Below are 16,402 nucleotides of genomic sequence, written 5' to 3' on the forward strand. Positions count from 1 at the left end.
GCAGTAGACCTCGTTTTGCAACAGAAAGCGGAACCGCCATCATCGCAAAAGGTCAAGTGTTCAGGCAGTTCATTCTCAGGCGTACTCCAGCCTGCTGCCCACTTCCCTAGTCATGAGAGGGCTATTTTTGTCTACATCTAACGAGTTGATCAGCGCAAAAGCCGCCACCGGTATCGAAGGGTTGGACGATATCCTTTCCGGTGGTCTGTCCCGCGGCCATGTGTTCCTGCTGGAAGGGGAACCCGGCACCGGTAAAACCACAGTCGCGTTGCAATTCCTGCTGGCCGGTGCCAAGGCCGGTGAGCGCTCGTTGTACATCACGCTGTCGGAAACCGAGCGTGAACTGCGCCAGGGTGCGGCGTCCCACGGCTGGACGATCGATGAAAACGTCCATATCTTCGAGCTGACCCCGCCCGAAAGCCTGCTCAATGCCGAGCATCAGCAAAGCCTGTTGTATTCCTCGGACCTGGAGCTGGGCGAGGCGACCCGCCAGATTTTCGAAGTGGTCGAGCGTGTCAAGCCAACCCGGGTGGTGCTCGACAGCCTGTCGGAGATCCGCCTGCTGGCGCAAAGCTCCCTGCGCTATCGCCGCCAGATCCTGGCAATCAAACACTACTTCGTGCGCTACGATGCCACCGTGTTGCTGCTGGACGACTTGACCACCGAGTCCCTGGACAAGACCGTGCACAGCGTCGCCCACGGGGTGATTCGCCTGGAAGAACTGACCCCCAATTACGGCGCCGAGCGGCGACGGATCCGGGTGGTGAAGTATCGCGGGCAAAAATACCGCGGCGGCTTTCACGATTTCACCATCATGGGCGACGGCATCCATGTTTTCCCGCGCCTGGTGGCCGCCGAACACCGAGGGCAGTATCTGCGCAAACAGCTCTCCAGCGGCCTCAGTGGCGTGGATGCCCTGCTCGGTGGCGGTATCGAAACCGGCTCCAGCACGTTGATCCTGGGTCCCGCCGGCACCGGCAAGTCCTTGATTTCGATGATCTTTGCCGCCGCTGCCGTGCAGCGTGGCGAGAAAGCCGCGCTGTTCATCTTCGACGAAGAGTTGGGCCTGCTGTTCGAGCGCATGAAGAACGTAGGCATCGACCTGGAGGCACTGAGAAAAACCGGCAACCTGGTGATCGAACAGGTGGACGCTGCCGAGCTGTCTCCCGGCGAATTCTCACATCGGGTGCGCCGTTGCGTCGATGAAAGCAACATCAAGACCGTAGTGATCGACAGCATCAACGGCTACCAGGCCGCCATGCCAGAGGAAAATGCCCTGGTGCTGCATGTGCATGAACTGTTGCTCTATTTGAACCGCAGGGGCGCGGCGACCTTCATGACCGTGGCCCAGCACGGCCTGGTGGGCGATATGCAAGCGCCTGTGGACATCACCTACCTGGCCGACACGGTGATTCTGCTGCGTTACTTCGAAGCACTGGGCAAGGTTCGCCGCGCAATATCCATTATCAAGAAACGCACCGGCAGCCACGAATCCACCATTCGCGAATACCGCATCAGCCCCCAGGGCATGACCATCGGCGAACCGCTGGAAGCGTTCCAGGGGGTATTGCGCGGAGTGCCGAACTATGTCGGAGCGGATAACCCGTTGCTCAAGGATGACCTACCGTGACGTTGACCGAGCCCCTGTCGGAGCGGGCATTGATCCTCGCTCCGCTGGGACGGGACAGCCAGATCGCCCTGATGATCCTCAACGAAGCCGGCTTTGCCGGCCTCATCTGTCGCCATCTGGCGCACCTGTGCGAGGAGCTGGAGCACGGCGCCGGGCTGCTGGTGGTGTCCTCCGAAGCCCTGGTCGGGCCGGATCTGGAAACGTTGCTACTGCATATCGAGCAGCAACCGGCCTGGTCCGACCTGCCTATCGTCCTGCTGACCCACCACGGCGGCCCCGAGCAGAATCCGGCGGCCCGCATCGGCGCGCAACTGGGTAACGTGACCTTCCTCGAGCGTCCTTTTCACCCGGTAACCCTGGTCAGCCTGGTGACCACTGCAGTACGTGGTCGCCGAAGGCAGTACGAGGCGCGAGACCGCCTGATCGACCTCAGCAACAGTGAACTGCGCCTGCAAACGACCCTCGAAACCCTCGAGCAGCAGGTGGAAGAGCGCACCGCTCAACTGCGGCACAACGAAGAGGCCCTGCGCCAATCGCAGAAAATGGAAGCCGTCGGCCAGCTCACTGGCGGTATTGCCCATGACTTCAACAACATGCTCACCGGGATCATCGGCAGCCTGGAACTGCTGCGTCGGCGCCTGGCCCGGGGCCGCACCGAGGATCTGGACAGTCTGATCGACCTGGGTGTGACCTCCGCCAACCGCGCAGCGGGCCTGACCCATCGCCTGCTGGCCTTTTCCCGGCGACAATCGCTGGACTCCAAGGCTGTTCAGATGAACACGCTGGTGCTGTCCATGGGGGAGCTTTTGCAACGCAGCCTCAACGAAAGCATCCGGCTGGACATGCAGTTGGACGATCAGCTCTGGATCGCCGAAGCCGACCCCAACCAACTGGAAAGCGCCCTGCTCAACCTGGTGCTCAACGCCCGTGACGCGATGCCGACCGGCGGCAAGTTGGCGGTGCAGACGTTCAACCGCCACCTGGATGCCGGCTTCACCGATGCCTTCTCCAACCTGGAGCCCGGCGATTACGTGGTTCTGAGTGTGCAGGACACCGGCTGCGGCATGCCCGAAGCAATCATCAATCGCGCCTTCGACCCATTCTTCACCACCAAGCCGATCGGCCAAGGCACCGGGCTCGGCCTGTCGATGATCTATGGGTTCAGCAAGCAATCGCGCGGTCATGTGACCATCGACAGCGAAGTCGGCAAAGGCACCACGGTCAATCTTTACCTGCCCCGCTTCATTGGTGAACAGGTACAAGAAACCCAGGTCGTCACGCAGCACGCGCCGAACGCACAGGATGGCGAGACGGTGCTGATCGTCGAAGACGATCCGGCGGTGCGGGTGCTGGTCAGTGCCGTATTGAGTGAGTTGGGTTACGCCTTTGTCGAGGCCGCTGACGCCAACCAGGCGGTGCCGATTCTCCAGTCAGGCCAACGCATCGATCTGTTGATCAGCGACGTCGGCCTGCCGGGCATGAATGGCCGGCAACTGGCGGAAATCGGTCGGCAGATCCGCCCGGACCTGCGGGTGCTGTTCATCACCGGGTACGCCGAGCATGCAGCGGTACGTGGCGGCTTCCTTGACCCGGGCATGCAGATGATCACCAAGCCGTTCACCTTTGACTTGTTGACCGCCAAGGTGCGGGAGATGATCAAGATTTGAGGCGATGGTAATTGCGATCGGGGCCAGGGTGGTAAACCTGTGGCGAGGGGATGCCCCCTCGCCACAAGCCATGTCCCCGGTCCAAACAAAACCTACGACAGCATGGACTGCATGATGTTTTGCAACTCATCCAGGTCGAAGGGTTTATCCAGGATCGGGGCCTTGCGGGTGATCGGGCTGTCGGTGTCGCGCACTTCCTGCGCGTAGCCGCTGATGAAGATGACTTTCAGGTCGGGGCGCAATCGGACCGCCGGTTCAGCGATCTGCACGCCGGTGATGCCGCCCGGCAGGCGGAAGTCGGTGATCATCATGTCCAGGTGGGGTTTGCTCGCCAGGATCTCGAACGCCTGCTCGCCGTTTTCTGCCTGCAGTATCCGATACCCTTCACCTGATAAATAAGCAGACAACACCATCAGGATCGACGGGTCATCCTCGACAATCAGTACAACGTCTTGCGCATCTTCACTCATGAGAAGCCTTTGTTCGATCAATAGCTGCTGATACGACCTTAGGGTCACCCAGAGGTTGCGTCTGTTCGACGGTTTTGTGCAAGGCCGTTTTCTGCAAGGGTAGACAAACACGAAACAACGCCCCTTCGTTGAGGCGGCTGTTGACCGTGATCGTCCCGCCATGAGCGGACACAATCTGCTCGGAGATGTACAGGCCCAGGCCCAGGCCGGAGGCGACTGCCTTGGAGGATACCCGCTCGAATTGCTGGAAGATGCGCCGCTGGTTTTCTTCGCTGATGCCGATGCCGTGATCCTGGACCTCGACGCAAGCATGGCCAGGGGTCTTGTAGACGCGCACCTCGATCGGGCTCTTGCCGCCGTAGCGCAAGGCGTTGGTCAGCAGGTTCGACACCACCTGCTCGATCCGAAACTCATCCCAGAAGCCCTCCACCGCCGGCTCTGCGGTACAGATCAATGAACATTCGGCCGCCGCGATCTGCGGCTGGAAATTGTGCAGCAGGTTCTGCACCAGCGCCGTCAGGTTGAAACGCGTAGGCCGGATCGACAACTTGCCGGTGCGAATCCGCGAGACGTCCAGCATGTCTTCGATCAATCGGATCAGGCTCTTGATCTGGCGTTCGTCGCGCTCGACCATCGCCCGCACCTTGTCCAGGCTGAAGGCTGCGGCGTTGTCCCGGGCCAAGTGCATCTTGCGCAGTTGCGTCTCGAGAATCAGGCCATTGAGGGGCGTACGCACCTCGTGGGCGACGATCGACATGAAGTCATCACGCATCCGCACCGCCTGCTCCAGCTCGCTGCGCGTGGCTTCCAACTGCTGCAACAGAATCTCCTGCTCCCGGCGACTCTGCTCCAGGGCAACGACCTGCTCCTTCATCGCCTTTCTCTGGCGATAGAGTTCGACGAATACATTGACCTTGCTTTTGACCGCGTGGGTATCCAGCGGCTTGTGCAGAAAGTCCACCGCCCCGCTTTCATAGCCGGTGAAGGCATAGTTGCGCTCACGACCGGCGGCGCTGACAAAAATGATCGGGATGCTGCGGGTCTTCTCCGTGCCGCGCATCAGCTCGGCCAGCTCGAAACCGTTCATTCCCGGCATCTGCACATCGATGATGGCCAGGGCAAACTCATGCTGTAGCAGCAGCGACAGTGCTTCATCAGCCGACAGGGCCTTGAAGACCTCCCGGTCGTCGCGTTTGATCAATGCATCCAGGGCCAACAGATTCTCTGGCAGATCGTCCACGATCAGCAGCTTGGCTTGAATATCTCTTGGCATGTGGTTCATTCCAACCCGGCCAGCAACTGGCCGATGTCTTGCAAAGTAAGGATATGGTCGGGCTCATGCAAAGCCAGCGCCGCTTCGGGCATGGTCGATACCTGTGCCTCCCGGGGATCCTGGACCACCGTGATGCCACCCAGCTCCCGCACCCTGGCCAAGCCCTTGGCACCGTCGTTGTTGGCACCGGTGAGGACCACCGCCAGCAGGTTCGGGCCGTAGACATCGGCCGCCGATTCGAACAGCACATCGATGGACGGCCGCGAATGATGCACCGGGTCCTCCAGGCTCAACGACAAACTGCGGTCGGCCTCGACCGACAAGTGGTAGCCGGGCGCAGCCACGTACAAGGTGCCGGGCACGACGTCCTGCTTGTCCTGGGCTTCCTCCACCGGCACGGCGAGACGATAGCCAAACACCTGGGCCAGTTGGCTCTGGCGCTCATCCGGCAAATGCAGCACCACCAGTATCGGCACACTGAAACCTTTGCGCAGTTGGCCGAATACCTTGAGCAGCGCTTCGACGCCGCCAGCGGATGCGCCGACGGCAATGGCCTGGATTCGGGACCTGGATCTGTCCATCGTATGGTTCATAACTTGCGATAGATCCGTTCCTGTTTGACCAGCGCTTCGAACTGATGGCCATAAGCTGAGAAGTCCAGCGTCTCCTTGCTGCCCAGCACCAGGAAACCACGGTGGCAGAGAGACTCGTGAAACAATCCGAACGCACGATCTTGCAGTTTCTTATTGAAGTAAATCAATACGTTACGGCACGAAATTAATTGAGTTTCTGAAAAAACACTGTCAGTTGCCAGGCTGTGATCGGCAAAGGTCACGTTCTCACGCAAGGTTTTGTCGAACATCGCGTAATCGTAGGCGGCGGTGTAGTAATCGGCAAACGATCGCCGGCCTCCAGCACGCTGGTAGTTTTGCGTGTAGGTCCGGACGTTTTCCAGGGAAAAAATGCCCTGCTTGGCTTTTTCCAGCGAGCGGGGATTGATATCGGTGGCATAGATGAGCGTACGGTCGAGCAGGCCTTCCTCACGTAATAGAATCGCCATGGAATAGACCTCTTCCCCGGTGCTGCACCCAGCGATCCAGATCTTGATCGACGGGTAAGTCTTGAGCAGCGGCACCACTTCCTCCCGAATCGCCAGGAAATGCGAGGGGTCGCGAAACATCTCGCTGACAGGGATCGTCAGCAATTGCAGCAATTGCATGAACACGCCCGGGTCGTGCAGCACCCGCTCCTGCAACGCCGAGATGGTCTTGCACTCGAACTGGCTCAGCGCATGGTGGACCCGGCGCTTGATGGACGCGCCGGAGTAGTCCCGAAAATCGTAGCTGTACTTGAGGTAGATCGCTTCGATCAACAAACGCAGTTCAATGTCAGTGTCACGTTCCACTAAATTCTTTCCATATTCGGCAACCACACGCGAATCAGCGAGAACAGACGATCCAGGTCGATCGGCTTGGCCAGGTAATCGTTGGAACCCGCCGCCAGGCAGCGCTCCTGATCATCCTTCATGGCCTTGGCCGTTACGGCAATGATCGGCAGTTTGCGCCAGCGCGGGTCCTTGCGGATCAGCGCGGTGGCTTCGAAACCGTCCATCTCCGGCATCATCACGTCCATCAACACCAGGTCGATGTCGTCGACCTCATTCAGGCGTTCGATCGCCTCATAACCATTACGGCCGATGACCACGATCGCCCCTTTTGCCTCCAGGGCACTGGTCAGGGCAAAGATGTTGCGCACATCGTCGTCCACCAGCAGCACCTTGCGGCCTTCGAAAACCTTGTCACGGCTGCGGGCAGTCTTGAGCATCCGTTGCCGTTCATGGGACAACCGGGATTCGACTTTGTGCAGAAAAAGTGTCACCTCATCCAACAGGCGCTCTGGCGAGCGGGCGCCCTTGATGATGATCGAACGCGAATACTTGCGCAGCTCGGCCTCTTCATCACGGGTCAGGTTACGCCCGGTGTAGACGATCACTGGTGGGAACGAACAGATCTCCTCGGTAGACATGCGCTTGAGCAAGTCATTGCCCAGCATGTCCGGCAGCTTGAGGTCGATGATCATGCAGTCGTAGACATTCGTGCGCAGCAGGTCCAGGGCCTGTTGCGCCAAGCCAACGGCGGTGATCTCGATATCGTCATCGCCGATCAGGCGGGTAATGCTGTCACGTTGCAAGTCATCGTCTTCCACCAGCAGCACCCGCTTGACCTTCTGGGTCAGTTTGGCTTCCAGGCGAGCGAACACGTCCTTGAGCTCTTCGCGGGTGGTCGGCTTGACCGCATAACCGATGGCGCCCATGTGCATCGCGGCTTCGACGCGGTCCTCGACGGAAATCACGTGCACCGGAATATGCCGGGTTCCGGCCTGTTCCTTGAGCCGTTGCAACACCGTCAGCCCGGAATGATCCGGCAGGCGCATGTCCAACAGGATCGCGTCGGGGCTCAGGTGCGAGGCCAGGTCGAAGCCCTCATCGGCGCCATGGGCCACCAGGCACTGGTAGCCGAGTTCGTGGGCCAGGTCGAACAGGATCCGGGCAAACTCGGGCTCGTCTTCGATCACCAGGATGCAGCGGGTGTCGAACGGGGCCTTGTCGCGGTCATCGGCGAACCGAGCGATAGGTGTGTCCACCTGGGCGGTCAGCGGTGCCGGGGCCGGTTTTTTGGCGCCCGGCGTCGGCTCGGTGGCCGTCGGTGTGAAGACTCTCGGTTCGGTCGGGGTTGGCCCCGGCTCGACATAGCGCTCAGGCAAGACCAGTGTGAACACGCTACCCTGTCCTGGTTCGCTGGTGACTGAGATCGAACCACCCAGCAGCGTGGCCAGGTCTCGGGAAATCGACAACCCCAGGCCGGTGCCGCCGTAACGGCGGTTGGTGGTGCCATCGGCCTGGCGGAAGGCCTCGAAGATGCTTTGCTGCTGGTCGGCAGCGATGCCGATGCCGGAGTCGCGCACGATAAAGGCAATGCCTGAACCCGGCTGACCGACCACGGACAGGCGCACGGCCCCCCGCTCGGTGAACTTCACGGCGTTGGACAGCAGATTCTTGATCACCTGCTCCAGGCGCTGGCGGTCGGTGTACAGCATCGACGGTGCGTCGGCCAGCACCTCTGCCTCGAAGCCCAGGCCCTTTTCTGCCGCCAACGGCATGAACATCTCGCGCAACCCCTCCACCAGGCGCGGCACGCTGGTGTTTTCCGGGCGCACTTCCAGCTTCCCGGCCTCGACCTTGGAGATGTCGAGAATGTCGTTGATCAGGTTCAACAGGTCGTTACCCGCAGAGTAGATCGACTCGGCAAACTTGACCTGCTCCTCGCTGAGATTTTTCTGCGGGTTCTCCGCCAGCAGCTTGGACAGGATCAGCGAACTGTTGAGCGGCGTACGCAGCTCATGGGACATGTTGGCCAGGAACTCGGACTTGTACTTGCTCGAGCGTTGCAGTTCTTCGGCACGTTCTTGCAACTGGATCTGGGCCAGGTTCAGCTCGCTGTTCTTCTGGTCCATGGCATCACGCTGCTCGGCCAGTTGCTCGTTGGTCTGCTCCAGTTCCTGTTGCTGGGTTTCCAGGTGAGCCTGGGATTCCTTGAGAATGCGCGACTGTTCTTCCAGTTCTTCGTTGGCCGTCTTGAGCTCTTCCTGCTGGACTTGCAGTTCCTCATTCAACTGTTGGGTTTCGGCCAGTACTTCCTGCAAGCGTTGACGATAACGCGCCGCTTCAATGGAAGTACCAATGTTGCCGGCCACCAGCTCAAGCAGTTCCAGGTCGCGGTCAGTCAGTGGGCGCAGGAAACCCAGTTCGATGACGCCGTTGATCCGGTCGTCGTCGCTGGTCGGCACCACGACCACGCTGTTGGGCAAGCCCTGGCCTAATCCGGAGCTGACTTTAAGGTAATCTCTGGGCACATCATCCAAGCGGATCGGCCGCCCTTGCTGTACGGCTTGGCCAACAATGCCCTCGCCGGCGACGATCACCTGATGCCGTTCGTCCTCCTCCCGGGACATGCCATACGTGGCCACGCGCTTGAGCTGGCCATTTTCTTCCCGCGCGTAAAGTGCCGCCACGACAGTACCCATGTATTGCGCACAAAACTGCAGGATGTTGCGTCCCAGCAGGCTCAACGTCAGTTGCCCCAGGACCTGCTCGGCCAACAGCGTCTGGCCATTGCGCAGCCAAGCCTGTTTCTCCAGGTGTAAAGCGCTCTGCTGTTGCACTTTCAGGCTCGCGCTGTAGTTGCTGGACAGGGTCAACAGGTCCCGGCGGCCAATGTAGGCCAGCAATCCGCTGACGGCGGCAACGAACAGCAGATACAGGGTAATGCTCCAGACGGTAGTGGTGCGCACCTCGTCGTTGCGCGCCGCCCGCAGATGCTGTTCGGTTTCAACGATGTCTTCGAAAGTCTTACGGATTTCGTCGGTCAAACGCTTGCCACGCCCGGCCTTCACCGCCCCCCGGTAATCGCCGCTGCTGCGTTGCAGGTCGATCATGCTCTGGGCATAGCTGGCCCATTCCACCTGGAGCGCTTGCACCTTGTGCAGGCGGTCGGTCTGAACGGGGTTGTCGGCTGTCAATTCCAGCAATGTATCCAGCGCAACGGCTATACGCGGCTTGGCGACTTCATAGGGGTCGAGGAAATGCTCGTCGCCGCTCAAGAGGTAGCCACGCATGCCGGTTTCCAGGTCCACGCTCAGCTTGAGCGCTTCGTTGGCATTGTTGATCACCCGGTCGGTGTGCCCGACCCATTGGATCACCGACAGCAGATAGGTGATCAGCACGATGAAAAACACCGCACTGAGGGCGCCCATGCCCAGTGGCAGGCTGATATTGCGGATCAAGAGTTTACGAAAACTTTGCTCGTCAACCGAAGACGAAGGAGTCATGGAATAAGGGCCTTGGTGGACAGTTGAAGACCGTGGAGTGTGCCCGAAAAACATCGGTTGGATCCACATTTCTGACGAGACAAAGACACTAATCCCACGGCGTTCAGCCTTGTAGCAAGGAAGCGACTATCCTTGTCAGCTCTTGTACTATAGATCCTTTCTTGTACAACTCAGGGAACTTGTGCCGCCTCGCAACTTACTCATGCATGAGGCCGTTTTTTTGTGCCCGTCCCGCCCCCATCTTTTTTTTGAGAATACCTATTATGTCCACCCCCTCTTCCGCCACTCAGCCTTGCATCCTGGTCGTCGAAGACGACGACATTGTGCGTATGTTGATCGTCGATGTGCTGGAAGAGCTGGAATACCAGGTGTTGGAGGCGGACGGTTGTGAACAGGCACTCGCGTTTTTGCGCGACGACGAACAACCCATCGCCCTGATGATGACGGATGTCGGCCTGCCGGTGATGGACGGTCGCGAACTGGCGAAGCAGGCCCGATTGGTACGCCCGGGGCTGGCCATTCTGTTTGCCAGTGGTTATGCCGAAAGCATTGATGTGCCTGAGGACATGGCAGTGATCGGCAAGCCCTTCTCCATCGATCAATTGCGTGACAAGGTCAAAAGCATTCTTGCTTGAGCCCAAACGGATTCTTGGTCACTATCGGCGCCCCGCGCGCCGACTGCGCCTGATTCGTCTCTAGGGAATACCTGCTCATGCCTCATCCCACCGCCACCAAGGTCCTGGTTATCGGCTATGTCTGGCCCGAGCCACGCTCATCGGCGGCCGGCGGACATGTCATGCAACTGTTGGAAACCTTCCTCGGGCAAGGCTGGGACATTACGTTCAGCAGCCCGGCAAACCCAGGCGAAAACCGCGCGGACCTGGTCGCACTGGGCATCCGCGAAGTGCCGATCGAACTCAATAGCAGCCGTTTCGACGCGTTCATCCGTGAGCTGGCTCCGGATATCGTGTTGTTCGACCAGTTCATGATGGAGGAACAGTTCGGCTGGCGTGTCGAGAAAAACTGCCCCGACGCCCTGCGTGTGCTGGAGACCTCCGATCTGCAAAGTCTGCGTCATGCTCGCCATCATCGCCTGAAGGATCGCTTGAAAGCCGACGACGCTTCCCAGGATTTCAGCGACCTGTTCGCCCCCGCCCTGCATGACGAATTCGAGCTGATGGCCGGCACCGACCTGGCCCAACGGGAAATCGCCGCCCTGTACCGCTGCGACCTCAACCTGATGGTGTCCGAGGTTGAAATCGAACTGCTGGTGGAACACTTCAAGTTGCCTCGCAGCCTGCTGCTCTGGTGCCCGCTGATGCTCGACCTGCCGAGTGAGCCGCTCGTGCCGTTCGCAAACCGGGCGCACTTCTTGAGCATCGGCAACTTCCGCCACGCGCCAAACTGGGACGCGGTGCTCTGGATGAAAAACGCCATCTGGCCGCTGATCCGTCAGCAACTGCCCGGTGCGCAACTGCATCTATACGGGGCCTACACCCCACCCAAGGCTGCCGCGCTGCACAACCCGGCCCAGGGCTTCCACATCATGAACTGGGCCGAAGACGCCTTGCAGGTGATGTCGGCGGCACGTATCTGCCTGGCACCATTGCGTTTCGGCGCCGGCATCAAGGGCAAACTGATCGAGGCCATGCTCTGCGGCACGCCCAACGTCACCACGCCCATCGGCGCCGAGGCCATGCACGGCGAACTGCCCTGGCCTGGGTCGATTGCCCAAAGCGCCGAAGACATTGCCCGCGCCGCAGTGCAGCTGTACAGCGACCCGGCGCGCTGGACCAAGGCCCAGGATGCCGGCCTGGACTTGCTGGCAAACCGTTATCAGCGACGGGTACATGGCCCGGCGCTGATTGAAAGCATCACGGCCTGCCGTGCCGAGCTTGCGCAACGACGCCGGGACAATTTCACCGGCAGCATGCTGCGTCACCACCAGCACAAGAGCACCCAATACATGTCCCAGTGGATCGAAGAAAAAAACCGCAACAGCTAGGCACCAATATCCCATCCGGGGTGGCACCTGTGCGGCGAAGGGGGCATTATCCAGCGGCGATAACAAAAAAAGCGCCAGGCAAATGACCCGAACAGCCAGAGTCACCGACCCTTCCTACGAGTTGATGGACGACCATAACGGGCTGTCCATCATCTATCGCCAGCACGGCTTCCCCTGCCCGCTGGTGCGCTGGCATTTCCATAAGGAATACGAGCTGCACCTGATCGTCGCCAGTTCCGGCAAAGTGTTCATTGGCGATTACATCGGCAACTTCTATCCGCAGTCGCTGTTTCTGACCGGCCCCAACCTGCCCCACAACTGGATCAGCCAGGTGGCCGAGGACGAAGTGGTGCCCAAGCGCGACATGCTGGTGAATTTCACCGATGAGTTATTCGAAAGCGGCCACCAGGTGTTTGCCGAGCTCAAGACCGTCGCACCACTGCTTGAACGCGCCCAGTACGGTATCGAGTTTCGCTGCAAGCGCACCATCCGCCAGGCCATGATCCTGATGCAGCGCATCGCCGATTCCCAGGGCATGAGCCGCCTGGGGCATTTTTTCATTCTGATGGAGCTGCTGGCCGCCACGGACGACTACCAACTGCTCTCCGGCGCCACGACCCCGCAATCGACGGACGAGCACAGCATCGACCGCACCAACCGCGCGGTGGATTACATCTTCGCCCATTACGCCCGGGAATTGTCCCTGGAAGAAGTCGCCGAACACCTGGGCATGAAACCCACCTACTTCAGCCGGGTGTTCAAACAGGCCACCGGCCGGTGCTTCATCGAATTCGTCAATCGCCTGCGTATCAGCAAATCCTGCGAATTATTGGCCGATGGCGATAAACCGGTGACGGACGTGTGCTTCGAATCGGGTTTCAACAACATTTCCAACTTCAACCGACGTTTCCAGCAACTCAAGGGCATGACCCCTTCCCACTACCGGCGGCTGGCGGTGCAACGGCTGACCGAGCAGAACCAGGGCTGACCGTTCTCAGGCACAACCCGCTCCTGTGGCGAGGGGATTTATTCCCTCGCCACAGATGAATTCCCCGCCTGAAACCTTATCCAGTGCAAAAAAGTATCAGCATAAGTGCGACGGATGATTTGTCACGCCGTCCATTGAGGGCTGTAATCAGCGCACATTCTTCCCTTCATCCGGAAGACACAAAAACAATAACTGTCCTTCCGCAGCCTTCTGGGCGCGGAAAAGGAGTGCGCGATGAAACCTTCGGTAAAAGCTCTGCTTGTCTCCACCTGCATGACCCTCAGCAGCGTCAGTTTCGGCGCACAGACCCTCACCATTGCCACCGTCAACAACAGCGACATGATCCGCATGCAAAAGCTCTCGAAAACCTTCGAGGCCGAACATCCGGATATCAAGCTGAACTGGGTGGTGCTTGAAGAAAACGTGCTGCGCCAGCGCCTGACCACCGACATCGCCACCCAGGGCGGGCAGTTCGACGTACTGACCATTGGCATGTACGAAGCCGCACTCTGGGGCGCCAAAGGCTGGTTGGAGCCAATGAAGGACCTGCCAGCCAGCTACGCCCTCGACGATATATTCCCATCGGTACGCGAAGGCCTGTCGGTCAAGGGCTCGCTCTACGCCCTGCCGTTCTATGCCGAAAGCTCGATCACCTATTACCGCACCGACCTGTTCAAGGATGCCGGGCTGACCATGCCCGAACACCCGACCTGGACCCAGATCGGAGAGTTCGCGGAAAAACTCACCGACAAGAGCAAGGAACAGTATGGCCTGTGCCTGCGGGGCAAAGCCGGTTGGGGCGAGAACATGGCGCTCATCACCACCCTGGCCAACGGTTTTGGTGCGCGCTGGTTCGATGAGAAGTGGCAGCCACAATTCAATGGCCCCGAGTGGAAAGACGCGCTCAACTTCTACGTCGACAACATGAAGAAATCCGGCCCGCCGGGTGCTTCCAGCAACGGTTTCAACGAAAACCTGGCACTGTTCAACAGCGGCAAATGCGCGATCTGGGTCGATGCCAGCGTCGCCGGTTCGTTCGTCACCGACAAGACCCAGAGCAAGGTGGCCGATCACGTTGGATTCACCTTCGCCCCCCACGAAAAAACCGACAAAGGCACCTCGTGGATGTACTCCTGGTCGCTGGCAATCCCCACCAGCTCCAAAGCCAAGGAAGCCGCCACGGTCTTTACCACTTGGGCGACTTCCAAGGAGTACGGCCAATTGGTCGCCAAGACCGACGGCATTGCCAACGTACCGCCGGGCACACGCACCTCGACCTACAGCGACGACTACATGAAGGCCGCGCCGTTTGCCAAGGTGACCCTGGAGTCGTTGAAAGTCGCCGACCCGAAAGCACCGACCCTCAAGCCTGTGCCCTACATCGGCATCCAATTGGTAACCATTCCCGAGTTCCAGGCCATCGGCACCCAGGTCGGCAAATTCTTCTCGGGCGCGCTGACCGGCCAGCAGACCGTGGACCAGGCGTTGACCGCCGCACAATCCACCACCGAACGCGAGATGAAACGCGCTGGGTATCCCAAGTAGTCAGCTCATCAAGGCCCGCTCCCGATTCCTGTGGGAGCGAGCTTGCTCGCGATGAGGGCCTGCGAGCCAATATTGCGAGTGACTGACACGACGCTATCGCGAGCAAGCTCGCTCCCACAGTGGATCTTCATAGGCCCGCAAAAATCGGTTCAATGCCATGAATAGCTCAACGACAACCGCCAAAGCCCCCATCGAACTCCAGCAACCGGCGCGCAAGACCCGCCTGGCCAACCCCGGCTGGTTCCTGGTCAGCCCTTCGGTCGCCTTATTGCTGCTGTGGATGATCGTGCCGCTGGGCATGACCGTCTATTTCTCGCTGATCCGCTACAACCTGCTCTACCCCGGCGAAAACGAATTCGTGGGGCTGGAGAACTTCACTTATTTCCTCACCGACTCGGGCTTCATGCCCGGCGCGACCAATACCCTGTTGCTGGTGGGCAGCGTGCTGCTGATCAGTATCGTGCTCGGGGTGTTGATCAGTGCGCTGCTGGAAGCCAGCGAGTTTTTCGGCCGCGGCATCGTCCGGGTGTTGCTGATCTCGCCCTTCTTCATCATGCCCACGGTGGGCGCGCTGATCTGGAAAAACCTGATTTTCCACCCGGTCTCGGGGATTCTCGCTGCGGTGTGGAAACTGTTCGGCGCGCAACCGGTGGACTGGCTGGCCCACTACCCGTTGCTGTCGATCATCATCATCGTGAGCTGGCAATGGTTGCCCTTCGCGATCCTGATCCTGATGACCGCCATGCAGTCCCTCGACCAGGAACAGAAAGAAGCCGCGCGCCTGGACGGTGCCGGCCCCATCGCGATCTTCTGGCACCTGACCCTGCCGCACCTGGCCCGCCCGATTGCCGTGGTGCTGATGATCGAGACGATTTTCCTGCTGTCGGTGTTCGCCGAGATTTTCACCACCACCAACGGTGGCCCTGGCTACGCCTCGACCAACCTTGCCTACCTGATCTACAACCAGGCGCTGGTGCAGTTCGACGTTGGCATGGCTTCGGCCGGTGGTCTGATTGCCGTGGTCATCGCCAACATCGCCGCCATCATCCTGGTCCGGATGATCGGCAAAAACCTCACCGACAAGCATTGAGGCCGTCGCCATGACTCTTCAACAATCCCGTCGCCTGCAAAGCCTGCTGCTGGGCACGTTGGCCTGGGCCATCGCGATCCTGATCTTTTTCCCGATCTTCTGGATGGTGCTGACCAGCTTCAAGACCGAAATCGACGCATTCGCCACGCCGCCGCAATTCATCTTCGCGCCGACGCTGGAGAACTACCTGCACATCAACGAACGCAGCAACTACTTCAGTTTCGCCTGGAACTCGGTGGTGATTTCCTTCAGCGCCACCGCCCTTTGCCTGCTGATTGCAGTGCCGGCAGCCTACTCCATGGCGTTCTACGAAACCCAGCGCACCAAAGGCACTTTGTTGTGGATGCTCTCCACCAAGATGCTGCCGCCGGTGGGCGTACTGATGCCCATCTACCTGCTGGCCAAGAGCTTTGGCCTGCTGGACACCCGCCTCGCGCTGATCGTCATCTACACGTTGATCAACCTGCCGATTGTGGTCTGGATGATTTACACCTACTTCAAGGACATTCCCCGCGACATCCTCGAAGCCGCACGCCTGGATGGCGCCACGCTATGGCAGGAAATGGTTCGCGTGCTACTGCCGATTGCCAAGGGCGGCCTGGCGTCCACCGTGTTGCTGTCGTTGATCCTGTGCTGGAACGAGGCCTTCTGGTCGTTGAACCTCACCTCATCCAAAGCCGCGCCCCTGACGGCGCTGATCGCCTCTTACTCCAGCCCCGAAGGCCTGTTCTGGGCCAAATTGTCGGCCGTCTCGACCCTGGCCTGCGCGCCGATCCTGATTTTTGGCTGGATCAGCCAGAAACAGTTGGTGCGCGGTTTGTCCTTCGGCGCCGTGAAATAACGCGCC

13 protein-coding genes are annotated in these 16,402 nt (G+C 59.7%); 8 read left to right on the top strand and 5 right to left on the bottom strand.

The window, feature by feature from the left end; genetic code table 11:
* The first annotated feature begins 127 nt into the window (after positions 1-127).
* Together SGN16_RS15705 and SGN16_RS15710 are read left to right on the top strand one after the other, a co-directional pair.
* Positions 128-1,630, top strand: coding sequence for an ATPase domain-containing protein (locus SGN16_RS15705; protein WP_335945231.1), 1,503 nt, complete (start codon positions 128-130; stop codon positions 1,628-1,630).
* Positions 1,627-3,297: a response regulator gene (locus SGN16_RS15710; RefSeq protein WP_335945230.1), complete on the top strand. Its 1,671-nt coding sequence runs from the start codon at positions 1,627-1,629 to the stop codon at positions 3,295-3,297. Before SGN16_RS15705 ends, SGN16_RS15710 begins: the two co-directional genes overlap by 4 nt.
* 92 nt (positions 3,298-3,389) lie before the next feature.
* Here the strand turns inward: SGN16_RS15710 and SGN16_RS15715 are convergent, their stop codons facing one another.
* From SGN16_RS15715 to SGN16_RS15735, 5 genes are read right to left on the bottom strand one after another with little or no spacing between them, the layout of a single operon-like run.
* On the bottom strand, positions 3,390-3,767 hold the full coding sequence (locus SGN16_RS15715) for a response regulator (protein WP_335945229.1): 378 nt from the start codon (positions 3,765-3,767) through the stop codon (positions 3,390-3,392).
* The gene (locus tag SGN16_RS15720; RefSeq protein ID WP_210638948.1) at positions 3,760-5,040 is read right to left on the bottom strand and encodes a hybrid sensor histidine kinase/response regulator; all 1,281 of its coding nucleotides are present in this window, start codon (positions 5,038-5,040) and stop codon (positions 3,760-3,762) included. Before SGN16_RS15720 ends, SGN16_RS15715 begins: the two co-directional genes overlap by 8 nt.
* Before the next feature lie 5 nt (positions 5,041-5,045).
* On the bottom strand, positions 5,046-5,633 hold the full coding sequence (locus SGN16_RS15725) for a chemotaxis protein CheB (RefSeq protein ID WP_210638949.1): 588 nt from the start codon (positions 5,631-5,633) through the stop codon (positions 5,046-5,048).
* The gene (locus SGN16_RS15730) at positions 5,630-6,445 is read right to left on the bottom strand and encodes a protein-glutamate O-methyltransferase CheR (protein WP_210638950.1); all 816 of its coding nucleotides are present in this window, start codon (positions 6,443-6,445) and stop codon (positions 5,630-5,632) included. Before SGN16_RS15730 ends, SGN16_RS15725 begins: the two co-directional genes overlap by 4 nt.
* Positions 6,445-9,927 (bottom strand): response regulator, encoded by a 3,483-nt coding sequence (locus tag SGN16_RS15735; protein ID WP_335945228.1) that lies wholly within the window; start codon positions 9,925-9,927, stop codon positions 6,445-6,447. The genes SGN16_RS15730 and SGN16_RS15735 overlap by 1 nt, the downstream gene beginning before the upstream one ends.
* A gap of 263 nt (positions 9,928-10,190) precedes the next feature.
* Between SGN16_RS15735 and SGN16_RS15740 the strand changes: the two genes are divergently transcribed.
* The 6 genes from SGN16_RS15740 to SGN16_RS15765 all read left to right on the top strand — a co-directional run bounded on the left by SGN16_RS15740 (position 10,191) and on the right by SGN16_RS15765 (position 16,396).
* On the top strand, positions 10,191-10,562 hold the full coding sequence (locus tag SGN16_RS15740; protein ID WP_210638952.1) for a response regulator: 372 nt from the start codon (positions 10,191-10,193) through the stop codon (positions 10,560-10,562).
* 77 nt (positions 10,563-10,639) lie between these two features.
* Positions 10,640-11,932 (top strand): glycosyltransferase, encoded by a 1,293-nt coding sequence (locus SGN16_RS15745; RefSeq protein WP_335945227.1) that lies wholly within the window; start codon positions 10,640-10,642, stop codon positions 11,930-11,932.
* A gap of 82 nt (positions 11,933-12,014) precedes the next feature.
* The gene (locus SGN16_RS15750) at positions 12,015-12,920 is read left to right on the top strand and encodes an AraC family transcriptional regulator (protein ID WP_335945226.1); all 906 of its coding nucleotides are present in this window, start codon (positions 12,015-12,017) and stop codon (positions 12,918-12,920) included.
* Between the two features lie 234 nt (positions 12,921-13,154).
* Complete coding sequence (locus SGN16_RS15755) at positions 13,155-14,465, top strand: sugar ABC transporter substrate-binding protein (RefSeq protein ID WP_210638955.1); 1,311 nt, start codon at positions 13,155-13,157, stop codon at positions 14,463-14,465.
* A 157-nt stretch (positions 14,466-14,622) separates the two neighbouring features.
* Positions 14,623-15,555, top strand: a complete 933-nt coding sequence (locus tag SGN16_RS15760; RefSeq protein ID WP_210638956.1) for a sugar ABC transporter permease — start codon at positions 14,623-14,625, stop codon at positions 15,553-15,555.
* A gap of 10 nt (positions 15,556-15,565) precedes the next feature.
* Positions 15,566-16,396, top strand: a complete 831-nt coding sequence (locus SGN16_RS15765) for a carbohydrate ABC transporter permease (protein WP_210638957.1) — start codon at positions 15,566-15,568, stop codon at positions 16,394-16,396.
* Positions 16,397-16,402: the final 6 nt, after the last annotated feature.

Origin of the sequence: Pseudomonas sp. G166 (assembly GCF_037027455.2) — a bacterium.
Lineage (GTDB): Bacteria > Pseudomonadota > Gammaproteobacteria > Pseudomonadales > Pseudomonadaceae > Aquipseudomonas.

What these genes read in the sequence shown, in the direction of transcription:
- SGN16_RS15715 (WP_335945229.1), bottom strand. Translation starts at nt 3,767, where the DNA reads ATGAGTGAAGATGCGCAAGACGTTGTACTGATTGTCGAGGATGACCCG.
- SGN16_RS15720 (WP_210638948.1), bottom strand. Translation starts at nt 5,040, where the DNA reads ATGCCAAGAGATATTCAAGCCAAGCTGCTGATCGTGGACGATCTGCCA.
- SGN16_RS15725 (WP_210638949.1), bottom strand. Translation starts at nt 5,633, where the DNA reads ATGAACCATACGATGGACAGATCCAGGTCCCGAATCCAGGCCATTGCC.
- SGN16_RS15735 (WP_335945228.1), bottom strand. Translation starts at nt 9,927, where the DNA reads ATGACTCCTTCGTCTTCGGTTGACGAGCAAAGTTTTCGTAAACTCTTG.
- SGN16_RS15740 (WP_210638952.1), top strand. Translation starts at nt 10,191, where the DNA reads ATGTCCACCCCCTCTTCCGCCACTCAGCCTTGCATCCTGGTCGTCGAA.
- SGN16_RS15745 (WP_335945227.1), top strand. Translation starts at nt 10,640, where the DNA reads ATGCCTCATCCCACCGCCACCAAGGTCCTGGTTATCGGCTATGTCTGG.
- SGN16_RS15750 (WP_335945226.1), top strand. Translation starts at nt 12,015, where the DNA reads ATGACCCGAACAGCCAGAGTCACCGACCCTTCCTACGAGTTGATGGAC.
- SGN16_RS15755 (WP_210638955.1), top strand. Translation starts at nt 13,155, where the DNA reads ATGAAACCTTCGGTAAAAGCTCTGCTTGTCTCCACCTGCATGACCCTC.
- SGN16_RS15760 (WP_210638956.1), top strand. Translation starts at nt 14,623, where the DNA reads ATGAATAGCTCAACGACAACCGCCAAAGCCCCCATCGAACTCCAGCAA.
- SGN16_RS15765 (WP_210638957.1), top strand. Translation starts at nt 15,566, where the DNA reads ATGACTCTTCAACAATCCCGTCGCCTGCAAAGCCTGCTGCTGGGCACG.